Origin of the sequence: Vibrio sp. DW001, from assembly GCF_029016285.1 — a bacterium.
GTDB lineage: Bacteria > Pseudomonadota > Gammaproteobacteria > Enterobacterales > Vibrionaceae > Vibrio.
Window position 1 is genome coordinate 2996710 of record NZ_CP091975.1, and the last position, 16425, is coordinate 3013134.

General features: G+C 41.7%; 11 protein-coding genes. 2 read left to right on the plus strand and 9 right to left on the minus strand.

Translation table 11 applies throughout. The features are described from left to right. Positions 1-30: 30 nt before the first annotated feature. The 3 genes from L3V77_RS13705 to L3V77_RS13715 all read right to left on the minus strand — a co-directional run bounded on the left by L3V77_RS13705 (position 31) and on the right by L3V77_RS13715 (position 3555). A complete protein-coding gene (locus L3V77_RS13705) occupies positions 31-1275 on the minus strand; it encodes an ABC transporter substrate-binding protein (protein WP_275136773.1) in 1245 nt (414 codons plus the stop codon). 44 nt (positions 1276-1319) lie between these two features. Continuing rightward, positions 1320-2756 carry an ATP-binding protein gene (locus L3V77_RS13710; RefSeq protein WP_275136774.1) on the minus strand — a complete coding sequence of 479 codons (1437 nt, stop codon included), beginning with the start codon at positions 2754-2756 and terminating at the stop codon, positions 1320-1322. A gap of 73 nt (positions 2757-2829) precedes the next feature. Beyond that, on the minus strand, positions 2830-3555 hold the full coding sequence (locus tag L3V77_RS13715) for a response regulator transcription factor (RefSeq protein ID WP_275134647.1): 726 nt from the start codon (positions 3553-3555) through the stop codon (positions 2830-2832). 410 nt (positions 3556-3965) lie between these two features. On the opposite strand from L3V77_RS13715, the gene ptsG reads away from it, so the two are divergent. Continuing rightward, complete coding sequence (gene ptsG / locus L3V77_RS13720) at positions 3966-5354, plus strand: PTS glucose transporter subunit IIBC (RefSeq protein WP_275134648.1); 1389 nt, start codon at positions 3966-3968, stop codon at positions 5352-5354. A 224-nt stretch (positions 5355-5578) separates the two neighbouring features. On the opposite strand, the gene L3V77_RS13725 is transcribed toward ptsG, so the two are convergent. From L3V77_RS13725 to L3V77_RS13745, 5 genes are all read right to left on the minus strand, one after another. Then, a complete protein-coding gene (locus L3V77_RS13725; RefSeq protein WP_275134649.1) occupies positions 5579-8710 on the minus strand; it encodes a beta-galactosidase in 3132 nt (1043 codons plus the stop codon). Between the two features lie 12 nt (positions 8711-8722). Further along, on the minus strand, positions 8723-10843 hold the full coding sequence (locus tag L3V77_RS13730; RefSeq protein WP_275136775.1) for an alpha-galactosidase: 2121 nt from the start codon (positions 10841-10843) through the stop codon (positions 8723-8725). Positions 10844-10989: 146 nt separating this feature from the next. After that, positions 10990-12216 carry an ABC transporter substrate-binding protein gene (locus tag L3V77_RS13735; protein ID WP_275134650.1) on the minus strand — a complete coding sequence of 409 codons (1227 nt, stop codon included), beginning with the start codon at positions 12214-12216 and terminating at the stop codon, positions 10990-10992. Between the two features lie 199 nt (positions 12217-12415). Beyond that, entirely contained in the window at positions 12416-13267 is an 852-nt protein-coding gene (locus tag L3V77_RS13740) for a carbohydrate ABC transporter permease (protein ID WP_275134651.1), read from the minus strand. Further along, positions 13267-14187: a sugar ABC transporter permease gene (locus tag L3V77_RS13745; protein ID WP_275134652.1), complete on the minus strand. Its 921-nt coding sequence runs from the start codon at positions 14185-14187 to the stop codon at positions 13267-13269. The genes L3V77_RS13740 and L3V77_RS13745 overlap by 1 nt, the downstream gene beginning before the upstream one ends. Before the next feature lie 331 nt (positions 14188-14518). Between L3V77_RS13745 and ugpC the strand changes: the two genes are divergently transcribed. Further along, complete coding sequence (gene ugpC, locus L3V77_RS13750) at positions 14519-15607, plus strand: sn-glycerol-3-phosphate ABC transporter ATP-binding protein UgpC (RefSeq protein WP_275134653.1); 1089 nt, start codon at positions 14519-14521, stop codon at positions 15605-15607. Positions 15608-15740: 133 nt separating this feature from the next. Here ugpC and L3V77_RS13755 read toward each other — a convergent pair whose 3' ends face one another. Then, entirely contained in the window at positions 15741-16409 is a 669-nt protein-coding gene (locus L3V77_RS13755; RefSeq protein WP_275134654.1) for an OmpA family protein, read from the minus strand. Positions 16410-16425: the final 16 nt, after the last annotated feature.

The window sequence follows — 16425 nt, forward strand, 5'->3', positions numbered from 1 at the left end:
TAAGGGGTTTTCTTGGTGACGCAATACAAGTTACATAGCGGCTTTCACTGCCCGTGCTAACCTTTGTGGTGCCTTTTTCGGGTCGGCTGATTCATCGTTAAAAAACTCACTGATCACATCTATCATGGCATCTCGAATGTAGCTGGTTGTGGACATATCTGCTGAAAGGCTTGGCAATAAATTTTTGCTCCCTTCAGCCATAGTAAAGGCCGTCTTGGATTTAAATGAGCAATCATCAAATCTTTGCATAGACACATCCGTTCTTGCCGGTAAAGACCCCTTACTGAAGTTAAACGCTTCTTGAAAGGATTTGGACATGATCGTTTTTGCTAACTCTTTTTGCCCTTGCCCTCGAGATGGATCATGCGATTTAAAGAACACAAAGCTATCTATATTGTAGCTAAAGATCCCTTCAGTTCCCGGCGCAGGAATGCAAAGATAATCTTTACCTGGGACTTTTCCTGCTACCGTCAATTCTCCTTTTACCCAATCCCCCATAAGCTGCATTGCGGCCTCACCATTCATCAGCATTTGTGTGGCGGCATTCCAATCTCTACCTAACGCTTTATCATCGATATAGGTGCGCATCTTCTTAAATGCAGTAAACACTTGCTCCATTTTTTTACTCGACAATACATCTAAGTCCAACTCTACAAAGGCCTTGTAGTAATCGTTAGGTCCTAAGATAGCAATAGCAATTGACTCGAATACTGTTGCATCCTGCCAAGGCTGTCGACCGTGGGCTAAAGGAATATATCCTGCGGCTTTTATAGCATCAGCCACAACAAAAAACTCATCAAGAGTACGTGGGATAGGAACTCCAACGTTTTCCATCACTTTGGGATTTATCCATAGCCAATTTACTCTATGAATATTCACCGGCGCGGCCACATACCGCCCTTTGTATTTCATGGTGTCAGAAACTAATTTAGGTAATAGAGAGTCCCAATCATCTTCTTTGGCCACTTCATCTAAGCTGGTAAGAAAGCCTAATTTTGTCCACTCTTGGATATCAAACCCCTTTATCTGCGCCGATGTAGGTGGGTTTCCAGATACCGCGCGTGCTTTTAATACCATCATCGCACTCTGCCCACCACCTCCGGCAACGGAAAAATCTTTCCAAATGTGACCTCTCTCTTCAACACCTTGTTTTAGCAATTCAGCCGAACGTGCTTCCCCCCCTGACGTCCACCAATGCAAAACCTCGATCTCACTCGCATTGGTTAGTGAGGCGGATAACATCGCGAAAATAAGCGACATAAATGAGAACACCATTTTTTTGACGATCTGTTGTACGTTGAATAAATCTAGAATTTTTGTCATCTTAATGTTGCTCTTTGTAAGTCTACCTGTACTTGTAAACCGCCTTCCTCTCGGTTACACATGACCAATTGGCCACCAAGTGAATTAATAATACTTCTGGATATCCCAAGGCCTAATCCATGTCCTTCACTATCTTTAGCTAAACGAAAGTAGGGTTTAAATACGTCTTCCATTCTTGATTCAGGAATCCCCGGACCTTCATCAATAATAATGATTCGTAGTAAGTTCGTTTCATCGCTCACAGAAACAGTCACCTTATTTCCGTACTTCACACCATTACCAATAAGGTTGGAAAGACATCTTTTTAAAGCCAGTGGTTTGCATACTAATGGTTCTATCTTTAATGAGGTAAAGACAACACGCTGATCGTGAGTATTATACTGCTCAGCGATACTTTCTAGCATGTCGACGACGTCAACTTGCACTAAGTTCTCATGTATATCTGTATCTTTTACCGTTTGCAGAGCTCCTTTCACCATGAGTTCTAATTCATCCAAGTCTCTGTTAAATTTTAATCCTCTTTGATCGTCTTCAATAAGTTCGGAACGAATTCTCAGTCGAGTAATCGGTGTCTTTAGATCATGGGAAATAGCGGTAAATAGTCGCTCTCTATCATCAATGTGCTTTTTAAGACTTTCCTGCATACGGTTAAATGCGCGTGTCGCCGTCACCAACTCACTTGCTCCTTCTTCAATTAAAGGGGGTTGGTTTATATCGGTACTTAAAGCGTTCGCCGCTTTGGCGAGGTTCTTCAAAGGCTTAACCTGTCTACGAACCATAGTGTAGGTAAACGTCATCAACAACGCAGTAATAAAGAAGATAAAAAACATCTGTTGATTGGATATGACCTCATCTTCAAGTAAAGCATATGGAGCAGGAAGCAAGGCGGCGATATAAAGCCATTCATTTTCCGCCAATCTTATCTGTACCACCAAAATAGGCGGGTTAAGCGGTTCCAGTATTAGTGTGTAATGAGCCCAAGATTTGGGTAGATCACCAAGAAGCGTATCATTGGTTAATACATGCAGATTTTCTGGTCTAGAGAACTCCACTTTTACATCATTCACATCGCTGAGCTTTTCTAGCTTCTTTGCCAATACGTCTTTGACAACGTTGACGGTGACATTTTTCATCTCACCCCGACGTGCAGGATCAATGATTATTTCTTCTTCATTGAACGAAACGAAAAATCGAGTCCCACCTATATTTCTTAGCTGGTTCAATACCATATGTCGATATTCTAAAGGCAACGACTGGAAAAAGTTTGCAGTTGAAGCAAAGTTATTTGCCATGCTTGTCGCGGTCGATGTTAGCCCTTCTATTTCTCTGTCTTTTGATTGGGTATACCAGATAGTCGTTGCAATAAGCTGGGCAAGTATTACCGACAATAAGGTTAACCATAAGGTTCGAGAAACCAGTGAACGAGGCACAATGGGTGCACACCTTTCGAGTATACTTTCGTACACGCCAACTAGTTTATTTATATTCCGGCTACTCTTAAACAGGTCAATCTTCATATATCACATCGGCAGAGAGTATATACCCGTCGCCACGCATGGTTTTAATTAACTTCGGTTTTTTGCCACTATCCCCAAGTTGTTGGCGCAAGCGAGATAATTGTACATCAAGTCCTCTCTCCGTTGGTAAGGCGTTTCGACCTTTAATGACTTGAGAGATACTGTCTCTATCTAATATCTGATTGGGATTCTCCAGAAATAACATCAACAGAGTAAAATCCTTACCTGATAACTCAAACTCATCATTGGTTTCAAGGTTCGTTAAAGTGTGAGACTGAACATGGAGTTTCCAATGAGCGAATTGGATAGATTTTGGTTTATGCTTTTCATTTGCCACTTCCATCGTTTGAGTCCGACGTAACATCGCCTTGATTCTCGCCGTGAGTTGGCGCGGGCTGAACGGTTTTGCGACATAATCATCCGCACCAATTTCTAACCCGACAATTTGATCCGTTTCATCAGAGACCGCTGTTAGCATAATAATAGGGACATTAGAAGATTTACGAACGTATTGACACAATGTAAAGCCATCGTCACCTGGCATCATGACATCTAACAAGATTAGGTCTGGCTCAATTTCAAGCAATCGGCGCTTCATCTCTTCCCCTTCGGATGCCAAAATAACGCTGTATCCAGCTCTTGTTAAATATTCTTCAAGAAGGTCGCGAATTTCCTCATCATCATCAACAACAAGTATTCGTTTGTTTGCATACATAAATCTCATCCTTCTATTATTGTGTGCTGCAGGGTTTTCACAACGTATCTCTATTTAATCGTATTAAATTTTTAAAGCAATAACTAAACACTATCTATAGGAAAGTGCCAATTTCATGTTTGTAACTTGAATTTAGCACATTTTTACCTCAGCATTACTAACCCTTGCACTCTGTTACGTTTTGTTACGTTGAGCGTGACAGTAACCTCTTTAATAATAGTCGCGACCAATTAATATACTCCCCGTAGACAGAACACATATTTCTTATTCAAATGTAATTAATTAATTTAAATTTATGCGATATATATTCGCTCCCTTTTATTAATACATTTGAATAAATAACTATATTAATTTCACTCATATTTAGTCATGAAATTAATATTCTAATATAAAATTGAACGGGGGTTCTAATGGACTTTTTTAGTACAATGCAAAAGATGGGGCGCAGCCTAATGCTTCCTGTTGCCTGTATGCCAGCAGCTGGTATTTTACTCGGTATTGGTGGTAACTCAGAAGTAGCAAAATTCTTACCTGATATCGTAGCACAAGTCATGACCGAGGCTGGTCTGGGGGTGTTTGCAAACATGGCGCTTCTATTCGCTATTGGTGTTGCTTTAGGCTTTACAAAAAATGATGGTGTTGCAGCACTTGCAGCAACATTAGGTTACCTAACCATGACTCGCGTACTTGGTGTTGTTGCAGAGGGTACCGATACTGGTGTATTTGGTGGTGTTATTATGGGTCTGGTGGCAGCTGAGCTGTTTAACCGTTACCACACTATCAAACTCCCTACTTACCTTGGTTTCTTCGGTGGTAAACGTTTTGTACCAATCGTAACCTCTCTAGCCGCTTGTATTGTTGCCGCCATCCTTGCGGTTGTTTGGCAACCAATCGGTGCTGGCATTGCGACATTCTCAGAATGGGCTGCATACCAGTCTCCTGAAGTTGCATTCGGTATTTACGGTATCGTTGAGCGTTCTCTTATTCCTTTCGGTCTGCACCACATCTGGAATGCACCTTTCTTCTATGAAGTTGGTGAGTTCACAACAGCTGCTGGCGAAGTCGTTCGTGGTGAGATTCCTCGTTACCTAGCAGGTGACCCAACAGCTGGTAATCTAGCTGGTGGCTACATGTTTAAAATGTTTGGTCTACCTGCAGCATGTCTAGCCATGTATGTAACGGCTAAAAGTGATAAGCAAAAGGTTGTTGCTTCAATCCTTGGCTCTGCTGCATTGACTTCATTCCTAACGGGTATTACTGAACCAATCGAATTTGCTTTCTTATTCGTTGCACCATTACTGTATGTTGTTCACGCACTGTTAGCTGGTTCTGCATTTGTTGTGATGATTTTACTTGGCATCAAACACGGCACAACGTTTAGCCATGGCTTGTTTGACTTCACGTTACTATTTGGTCACTCAACAAACGGTTGGATGTTACCACTTGTAGGGCTTGTATATGCGGTCATCTACTTTACTGTCTTCGTATTCCTAATCAAAGCGTTTAACCTGCAAACACCAGGTCGTGAAGATGAAAGTGAAGCAAAAGTTAAAGCGAATACAAGCAACGATGACTTAGCAAAAGACATCACAGTAGCATTCGGTGGAAAAGAAAACATTAAAGACTTAGAAGCCTGTATCACTCGTCTACGCGTTACTGTTAACAATGCTGAACTTGTTGATACTGATAAGCTGAAAGCACTAGGTGCTGCTGGTGTATTCACTCGAGGTGATAACTTCCAAGCGGTATTTGGTACGCATTCTGAAATCATTAAAGGTCAAATGGAAGCACTAATTTAGTCCTTTCTCCTTTAAATTAGAATCCCGGGCAATTGCTCGGGATTTTTTTATAAAAAACCCATTCAACTCCGCAGCCCTTACCATTCCGTTATTCCCATTCACATCATCCTCATAAATGTAGGGGGTCTAATACTATAATGACGCCTATTTTTATTGAAGTGTCAGTACGTTAGACAATAAAAAACGCGCCACTAGGGAGCGTTTTAATAGACAATATTCAACGATTAAGAGAAGGTGACCTGGTATCGAAAATGCGTATTTTCAATCAAGAATTCTTTATGGACGCTAGGACTCCATGAATCATCCCCCCCCACCCCCATATGCTTATGATCGATACGAAGATATACCGCGTCTTCCTTTTCTAATTCATTCGGATGTTTTGCAGCGGCGATCTTAAATTGGTCATACTGATTCACAGTAAAATCAAATTTGCCTGCGACCGTAAGTTCACCCAATTCAATATAACTTGTATTGCATCGTAAACCACTTTCAGAAGGAAAAATATACGGAGTGAACATCTTATCAATTGGCTCTTTAAAATAACCTACACGAGCGGCAGAAAGGCGATCTGGGTAGTTCTCAAACGGACCATAGCCATACCAAGTCACATCAGGGTCGACAATTGCTGGATTCAAGGCGATTTCAATACCAATTCGTGGTAAGGGTGGCAAATGCTCGCTAACATCGACTTCAATATCCAGCGTCAACTCATCTGATGGGTTTAGCGTGAATACCCACTTCGTTATCGCCATTAACTGATCTTGGAATCGATAAGCAAATCGACTCGTCACCTGAATGGTAGAACCTATTTGTTCTAGATGAGCAGATAAGCAGGTTTTGTCCCAACATCCTACGCCCACTTCTCCCCAACGTGTAACGGGCGCATTAGGGTCGACAAAATCGGCTTCACTGGTACCAATATCATTATCTAACGGCGCACGGTAGAAGTTGTCTCTAACCGCACCGGCTAAAAATGAAATGCCATTTTTTGACCAGCCATCAAGTTCGCCTGTTTGCTTATTCCAAACGTACTCACTTGTTGCCACTTGAACTTTCCATGAGGTAGGTTCATCAGTTAACAACAATTCAGTTGAACAATTAGGTGCTTCCGCAATAGTTAAACTAGTCTTGTTTACGACTTTAAACTGCTCTGTTGCAACAACATGACCCGAGTCGGCCCAAGGCTTATCAGCGCTTAGTTTTGCATCGATATTAAGGTAGTATTCGCACCCTGATTTTAATGTGTAGTCACATTTAATTTGCCACTCTTGGCTTGAATCTGCTGGGATATCTAGCGTAGACGCATCTAAAGAGACGGGCATTCCGTCTTCTAAAAGCGTCCACATAAAGGCATCATCGCCACTTGACTGAAAAAGCTGCTCATTGGTCACGTTAAGTTTCCATATAATAGACAGTCCCTTATTTTCACTCCCAAGCCATTCTATTTGATAAGGTTGCTGGCAATACTTCACTTCAAAAAGCGTCGGATGTGGTGTCCTATCTGGGAAGATTAGCCCATTGATACAGAATTGACGATCATTGCTTTTATCTTCAAAATCCCCACCATAGCCCCAGTATTCGTTACCGTTCTCATCTATTTTCGTGATTCCTTGATCAACCCAATCCCAAATAAAGCCGCCTTGAAGGCGTGGGTATTGACGAAATGCTTCCCAATATTTATTGAAGCTACCAATACTGTTGCCCATTGCGTGTGCATACTCGCACAGAATCAAAGGCCTATCCTCACCCGGTAAACCAATCCATTTCTTAATAGCCCATTTTGGTACTACGGGGAATGGCTGATCTTGGTCAACGCGTGCATACATTGGACAGATAATATCAGTCGCAGTGGTATCGGCACCACCACCTTCATATTGTACTGGACGAGATGGGTCTCTATCTTTGGCCCAAGCATACATAGCATTATGACTGCCACCATGACCTGACTCGTTCCCTAATGACCAAATAATAATGCTCGGATGGTTTTTGTCACGCTCAATAAGCTTAGTAAAGCGCATCATATAAGCTGCGTTCCAAAGTGGATTGGCCGACAAGCGTTCCATCGGAAACATACCGTGGGTTTCAATGTTGGCTTCGTCCACTAAATATAATCCGTACTCATCACACAACTCATACCACCGAGGATGATTTGGGTAGTGCGCTGTACGAACGGCATTAAAGTTAGATTGCTTAAGCAATTTGATATCGGCAATCATACTTTCTTCGCCGATAGCATGACCGTTGTCTTGCTCGTGTTCGTGTCGATTCACTCCTTTTATAAGCAGTGCTTTACCATTAACCAACAACTGGCCATCTTTAATTTCGATGTTTCTAAAACCAATGTCATAGGCTTCTACATCAACAATATTGCCGTTTACGTCTAGTAATGTGACAACAAATCGATACAGGTTTGGTGTCTCGGCTGTCCAATGTCTTGGTTCTTTTACGTCAACAGATAAGAATACTTTGTCATTCCATCCACCTTTCTCGTCGACGATACGGTTTTGTATCGTACCAACGACTTGTTCTGATACTGCTTTCGATCCATCAAACAGTTGTATTCGTACCTGATTTTCACTTGGATTTGCTAAGCTAATCTCTGTCTCTATCAAACCATTTCTAAAACAAGCATCAAGTTTCGGCGTGACAAATACATCGGTTATATGGGTTTTAGGTTTAGACAAAAGTGTCACATCACGGAAAATGCCGCTTAACCACCACATGTCCTGATCTTCCAAATAACTACCGTCACTCCATCGAATGACCATGGCTGATAACGTATTCACACCGCCTTTAAGAGAGTCAGAAAGATCAAACTCTGCTGGCAAGCGGCTGTCCTGAGAGTAGCCAATCCAAATGCCGTTACACCACAAATGAAATGCTGAATTCACACCATCAAAGATGATTCTGGTTTGCATCTCTAGATCCGCCGCACTCACTTCGAATTGAGTACGATAACAACCTGTCGGATTGTCCTGAGGAACAAATGGGGGATTTACTTCAAATGGATATTTAATATTTAGGTAGATGGGATTGTCTCGCCTCTCATCTTTCGAACCTTCCATTGTGTTTAACTCATCACCTTGCATTTGCCAATTACTCGGTACCTTTATTCGATTCCACGATGCATCTTCATAGTTCTCGTCAATAAAATTGGCAGGTACTAATTCTGGTTTAGCAAATAACTTAAACCTCCAATCACCATTCAAACTCACTTTGGATTGGTTTCGTTTCACGAGTGCGTCTTCCACACTAATAAAATGGTTAAGTGGGCTATGTGCCTCTAACTGATTAGCCTGAAAAGATTGAGGGTTCTCCCAATCACGACGAGTAATTAACGCTTCAAATGTAACCATAATTCTGCCCCTCTATACAGCCTTGATACTAATAAGCATTGCTGTTTCTGGATCTTGAATTGGCATCGTTAAACCAATCTTATTGAGTAATTCACCGCTCAATACTAAAGGTTTATCCATCCATGAAGGCATCACCTTATTAAGCTTTTTACTCGCTTGTGGAAAATCAACAACCTCGACTGAATACTGTTTTTCTGTCTCAAGATAACCAAAGCGAATTGGTTCTGCGATTGCGTAATCTGGCATAGCAAGCTGGCAAATCGTTAATAGCATTTCATTGGTATTTTTCACACCATATACATTGCGAGTCGTATCAACCGAATCTAGATAGAAGACGTCACCTGAGTGCAACAATGAGCGAAAACGTTTATGTAACTCAATATAATGCGCAAAGAGCGACTTTTCTTCTTCACTCTCTTTAACAGGGTCTAATTCAACGCCCATATGGCCGCCAAGTGCTGTTATGCCTCGCAGGTTAATATCGTGTCGACGTCGTGTAGTATGGCTTTCATAAGGACCAATATGTGCGCCCATCACTTCGGGTGGGAAAAAGTAACTCATCCCTTTTTGAATAGTCTGCCTTTCCAGCGCGTCATTACAGTCTGAAGTCCAGAATCGATGCGTCCTTTTCAATACCTCAAAATCGATTCGCCCTCCCCCAGACGAACACGATTCAATCTCGACTGTCGGGTGCCTTTTACTTAGTTCATCGATTAGACGATAAAAGGCTTTCGTTTGTCCGCTGGCCGCGGGAACACCTTCATGTGCAGGTTGGACCAATTCACGATTCATATCCCACTTAAAATAACCAATGTTATAATCCGTCAACAGTGCATCTAAACAGTTAAATAGATAGGTAAAACAATCGTTATTTTGCAGGTCTAACAGATATTGATATCGACCACTCGGTTGATCGTACCCTTCAATACCTAGCATCCATTCAGGGTGTTTACGAAACAAATTAGAATCTGGATTTACCATTTCTGGTTCAACCCAAAGGCCAAACTCCATACCAAGTTGATTCACGTGCTCGATAACAGGTTCCAATCCATTTGGGTATTTTTTCTTGTCTAAAAACCAGTCCCCAAGCGCTGCTCTTTCACCATCACGACCAATGAACCAACCATCATCAATAATAAAACGTTCCACACCGATTTTTGCTGCTTCTGTTGCCATCTGCTTAATATAGTCAGGATCGTGATCGAAATAGATCCCTTCCCAGGTATTAAGGTGAACCGGTCTTAGCGCCTTATTAGGGAACGTCAGTATTTTACTACGCACTACATCATGAAATTGACTGCGAATGCCGTTTAGCCCCATATCGCTATAGCAGGCGTACAATTCTGGAGTGCTATAACTTTCGTCTTTGCCAAGAGATACCTCGCCAGCGATAAGCAATTCACCCATTTGTGCAAAACGCCGACCATCGCTCTTCGTCTCACATCGCAGGTGATTGTTACCACTCCAAGCCAAGTGAAAACCCCACACCTCTCCCGTTTGCTCTGAGAAACCTTTATTTCCGACCATCATCCCTGGAAAGTATTCATGGGAAGTTCGACCACGCCTATTATCTTGACTAAAAGCACCATGATCTACTGATACTCGTTGCGTTTGAAACTCTCGACTCCATCGACCATGAAAACTCATGACTTCATTCGCTCTATGCGGTAGAGGCAAGGTATTGACCAAGCGGTTCAAATGATAAGGATCTGAAGCTAAGTTTTTAATTGATAAGGATTTACGTAACACACCGGATTTATCCAACTGTAGAACAACGGACAGTTCTAGCTTTGCAATATCATCAACACAAACAAAACGTGCGCTGCTATTGTTGTTCGACTCAACCTTTGTAGTTTCGAATACGGGAGCCCAATCTAGGTTTCTACCATCCTTACCAGTTCTAAACCCTTCTAATCCTGCTGAACTAAACAGTCCGCGACCGCTTTCTGGGCATATTGTAATAGGGATATCGATATCAAGACGCGCCTGAGAGACGGCGCGCTCGGTTAACAAGGAAAGGGTTTCGTCGAGATGGTTGAGTTTCTGCCCCCAATATAGGATTTGAGGAGCCGGTGTCGAGAGGATTACAACGCTAGTGTTCGCGCTAAATAGATGAATAGTGTCCATATTCAATCGCCTAATAGTTATATCAATTGGAATAAGCAACTTAAGCTAGTTACCCGCTTTAATTGATTAGTCCAATGAATATAGAGCGAAGAGAAAAACCGCAGCTATGCTAGCTGCGGCTTGTTCTTCATTTACATTATTCTAGCAAGAGACTATTTAAATTCTCTTTGACGTACTTTTTCAAGACGCTTCAGAATTGCATCTAGACGCTCAGGTTTAACCATGAACTCTTGGAAGCCTTTCATGCCTTCTTTAGCCATCGCTGGGCTAGTATCGCGGTCATAAAATTGTGCAGTACCTTCAGCTTCAGCAAGCATCTTCACACCAATATTCAAGAACTCGTTATCAACCGTCGTTGCTTTGCTGTTGGTAGGGATCTGAAGCATTGTATCGTTAACAAGCTTTTGGATTTCAGGTTGAGAAACAAACTTAAGGAATTTACGTGCATCTACTTTGTTCTTCGCTTTCGATGGAATATGAATAGTATCCATCGGTGCGTCTTCTGCCATTGGAACAGCAGGGTCGATCACTGGGAATTGGAAGAAGCCCATTTTGTCTTTTACGTCGGCTGGGAAGTTAGGAGCAATAAAGTTACCGATGAGGTACATTGCCGCTTGACCATTATAAAGGAATGGTTGTGCTTCCTGCCAAGAGTAAGATGCATGGTTTTTTAGATAATAACCCGGCTCTACAAGCTCTTTCCAATTTTCAAATGTTTTCTTAACTCGCTCATCCGTATAGGCTACTTTTCCGTCCATCAATTGAATGTGGAAGTCTAGGCCGTTAGTACGCAAGTTGAGATAATCAAACCAACCCGCTGCAGTCCATAGATACTTTGTACCGATAGCAAAAGGGGCGATGTCGTTTTTCTTCAGTGTTGCTGCCGCCGCCTTTAACTCGTCATAGGTTTTTGGCTCAGAGATACCGAACTTTTCAAAAAGATCTTTACGATAGTAAACACCCCATTGATAGTATGTGTAAGGTACACCGTATTGCTTACCATTTACTGTCATTGCTGGTGCAGCCGATTTGAAATCCTGCATCATGCCTTGCTCTTGCCAAATATCACTGACATCTTCGATCAAGCCACGGTCAACAAAAGTTTTCATACGATTACCAGCATACCAATAAACAACATCTGGTGGTGACGTTACTAACCAGTTACGAATGGTCGTTTTATACGCTTCTTTATCGTAGAGATTGTATTTGACGGTGACATCAGGGTTTTCAGCTTCAAAAAGCTTAATGATTTCTGCCCAAGCCGCTTTTGGTGCAGGGTCTGCCTGATCAGAGTTAATGACGAGTTCGCCTGCAAATGCTGTTGCTGATAAGGAGGCCGTCAGCATTGCAGAGGTAGCAATATGTTTCACGTATTTCATTATTGAGGTCCTTTTTAATTAAGCCGTAGCTTAGGTTGGTCCGATGACTAATTATAGTTTTAGTTTATTTCTCAATTTTGTTAAGGGGTTAATGTCGATTATGTTTTCTAGAACAGTGGTTCATTAAACTCAATCTCTATCAAGTGCTTTAACCAAAACAGCGGCTTAGTCATTTTACTTACTAAGTCGCTGTTATTCGTTACCCTTTAGTAGCACCTAAAGTTAATCCGGCGATAAAATGGCGTTGCATAGTAAAGAACAATATAACAGGAGGTACTGCTGCGACAACCGCACCAGCAGACACAAATTGCCATGATGCTGTCCACTGTCCTTTCAGAGCACTAAGACCCGCGGTTACAGGACGAACTTCATCACTTTGTACGAGTACCAATGCCCAGAAAAAGTCATTCCAAATAAAGGTAAATACAAGTACAGCAAGCGCAGCCAGAGCCGGTCGAACGAGTGGCAATACAATGTGCCAGAAGATCTTCCACTCACTCACACCTTCAACGCGCGCCGCTTCAATCAAGGCATCTGGGATACCAACGATGAAATTACGCATAAACAAAGTACAGAAACCTGACTGGAAAGCGATATGGAAAAATATCAACGCCCAGTGAGTATCATAGATCCCGAACGCAATAGTGATATCACGCACAGGAATCATAAGAATCTGAAATGGTACAAAGTTACCCGCGATAAATAGAGCAAAAATCCAAATGCTCGCTTTAAATTTATATTTGGCCAATGCGAATCCAGCGAGCGTCGATAACGCTACCGCCCCTGCAACAGCAGGCAATGTAATTAATAAGCTATTAATTAGATATTGCCCCATAGGGGTTTGAGTAAATACCTGAGAATAGTTTGCGATAAACTGAATATCTGTTGGCATTCCCCAATAGTTACCTGTGTTTATATCTTCAAGAGAACGAATCGATGTCATCATTACCGCTGCTAGCGGTAGAAGCCACAACATTAGAGAGATAGGCAGCGCTATTCGATAGCTTATATTGACAAAGCGTCCAGACTTTTCAATCGGTTTTGGAAACATTATTTTTCACTCCTCAACATACGCCACAAGAAGTAAGCGATATAAATATCCATGATCAAGAACAGCATTACAGCAACGGATGCACCATAACCCATGCGGTAGTTAAAGATAGATTCCTCATACATTAAGTAAGCCAGAACCGTAGAGCTGCCCCATGGACCACCTGTCGTCATTACTGCAACAAGGTCAAACGAGCGAAGTGCACCAATAACCGTTACAACAATAGCGATAAAAGTCGCCGGTCTCAGTTGTGGAATAACAACGTACCAAAGCATTTTAAACCTTTTCGCGCCATCAAGACGTGCAGCTTCTAATTGCTCTGGATCTAAATTATTTAAACCAGTGAGGTAAAGAATCATGCAATAAGATATTTGAGGCCATAACCCAGCAGCTATAATACCGTAGGTGACTAAGTCTTCATCCGCTAGAATGGAGATTGGCTCCATACCAAACCAACCAAAAGCAATATTCAACAAACCGAAGTTTGGATCATAAAACCAAGAGAAAACCAGACCCACAACAACCTGTGAGATTACAAATGGGAAGAAGAAAAGTGACTTAACAACACGGATACCTCTCACTTGCTGATTCAAAAACAGTGCTATAGCCATACCGATTGGTGGGGCCAACATAAAGAAGACTAACCACAATACGTTATTCTTTAGCGCGGTATAAAATGCTTCAGAATTAAAAAGCTCTTGGTAGTTAGCTAAACCAACCCAAACCTTTTCACCAAGTCCATCCCATTCATAGAAACTTAACCAAATACTGCTAAGGATCGGGTAAACCACATATATCAAGAAAACTATCAAGCCTGGTGCGAGAAACAGCCATGGTGACAATTTTGAACTGATGCGCCTTTTCTTACTTACCGAAGGCATTCGGTTCTCTGGGTAGATCGTTTTCACTGAAGGCTCCATTTGTCCGACACTCCCACTAATTATGCCGCGTAATGACTATGTTCGAAGGCCTAATTAAAAATCTTCAAATGGGGTTAATAGCTATTATTCACGACCGCTTACCAGTTAATCATAGAACTTAGGCCAATAATTTGCACAACCAAGATGTCTTTTTGTAAACGTTTCCACAAAATTAACTTAAATTCATGTAATAAATATGACTGAGATCAACAATTCAAATTTCATTACTAACAAATCCTGTCAGAACGGGTATGTTTTATACTAATTAAAGTACGAATTGCAGAATTCATGCAAATAGACACTCAGCCAAGCAGTAACAAAGGAGTCAGTAATGGCAAACATTACGCTAAAAAAAGTCATTAAACGTTTTGGTGACGTACAAACTATCCACGGCATTGATTTAGAAATTGAAAGTGGCGAGTTTGTTGTATTTGTTGGGCCATCAGGTTGTGGCAAGTCAACGCTGCTGCGCCTTATCGCTGGTTTGGAAGAAATAACTGAGGGTGAAATTAGCATCGATAATGTTCTCGTTAACGATGTGGATCCTGCAGATCGTGGCGTAGCAATGGTGTTCCAATCATACGCTCTTTATCCTCATATGACCGTTGAAGATAACATGGGTTTCGGTTTAAAGATGAATGGTGTACCGAAGGAACAGATCGAGAAGCAAGTTAATATTGCAGCGAAAACGCTTCAACTCGATCACCTACGTAAGCGTAAACCTAAAGAACTGTCTGGAGGCCAACGTCAACGTGTTGCGATTGGTCGAGCAATAGTACGAGACCCTAAAGTCTTCCTATTCGATGAGCCCTTATCTAACCTTGATGCTGAATTGCGTGTAGAGATGCGTCTACAGATAGCAAAACTTCACCAAGAACTTGAAAATACCATGGTCTATGTGACACATGACCAAATAGAAGCAATGACCTTAGCAGACAAGATCGTTGTGTTAAGGGATGGCCGTATCGAGCAAGTAGGCTCACCACTGGATTTATATCACCGCCCTGGTAACCTCTTTGTTGCGGGTTTCATCGGCTCTCCTAGAATGAACTTCGTACCAACAACAGTAACCGAAGTAACAGCGGAGAGCATAACGCTAAAAGCGAATGATGATACGAAGTTTGTTGTACCTTTCACCAAGAAGCCGCTGACCGTTGGTGATGCCATCATCTTTGGTATCCGCCCAGAGCACCTACTCATTAACGAAGAGGCGGATATTAAACTGACCTTCCAAAGTGAAGTGGTAGAACGTTTAGGTAACAGTACTTATATGTTTGGTCAATCTTCTGGTATGGACGGATTCAAGGTTCACCTGCCTGGTGATCAAGAAGTGAAGAGTTTCCAGCAGATAGCATTAAGCTGCGCAGCATCTGATGTACATTTATTTGACGCTGACGAAATTTGTATCACGAGTAATTAATAAGTCACCTTATCGTTTATTAAAAGTGCATTAGACGAGCCTTTGGGTTCGTCTTTTTTACCAAAGTACACATTAGAACCAGCGATAAAAAAACGCAGCACTTAGGCTGCGTTTTTTTCGTTTTCATAAATTCTTAGTTTACAGGCGACTCGTCAACAATATCGACACGTCTATTCTTCTTACGACCAACTGACGTTTTATTATCAGCGATTGGTTCGCCCTCTCCTTTCGAAGCAATAGCAAAGTTATCACCTTCGGCTCCGCGACTAAGCAGGTAATTATGCGTCGCCTCAGAACGTTTTAAACCTAAAGCAAAATTATAGTCTTTCGAACCCGTATTATCTGTATGTCCTTCTAAAACAAGCTCAGATGGATTTTGCTTAACCACATTCGCGACGGCGCCAAGTATGTACTTCGATTCGTCAGTAAGGTTAAACTTATCAAAGTCAAAATAGACACGTGCCATCACGTTGCCCTGTTCATAACCCTGCAGGCGACTGTGTGTCATTAGGTATTCGGCGCATTCTGGATCGACACCCATGTTGACTAATTCACCAGAAATCATATCCAACGTCACTTGAAAATCGCTTTGGGATTCAACTAGATAAAAGGAACCACTATTTAGATCAACTTGACGACTCTTTCCAATAGAGACCGTTTGTTCTGTATTTATATCTGACTTAGAACAAAAATATTTTATTTCATTATTCACTTGCTCATTCGCATATACAGTACTTGTAATTAATGCGCTTGATGCCATAACAAGAAAAGCTAGGGTGGTGTTTTTATTATTTTTGCTCATATGCATTTCCATTTAT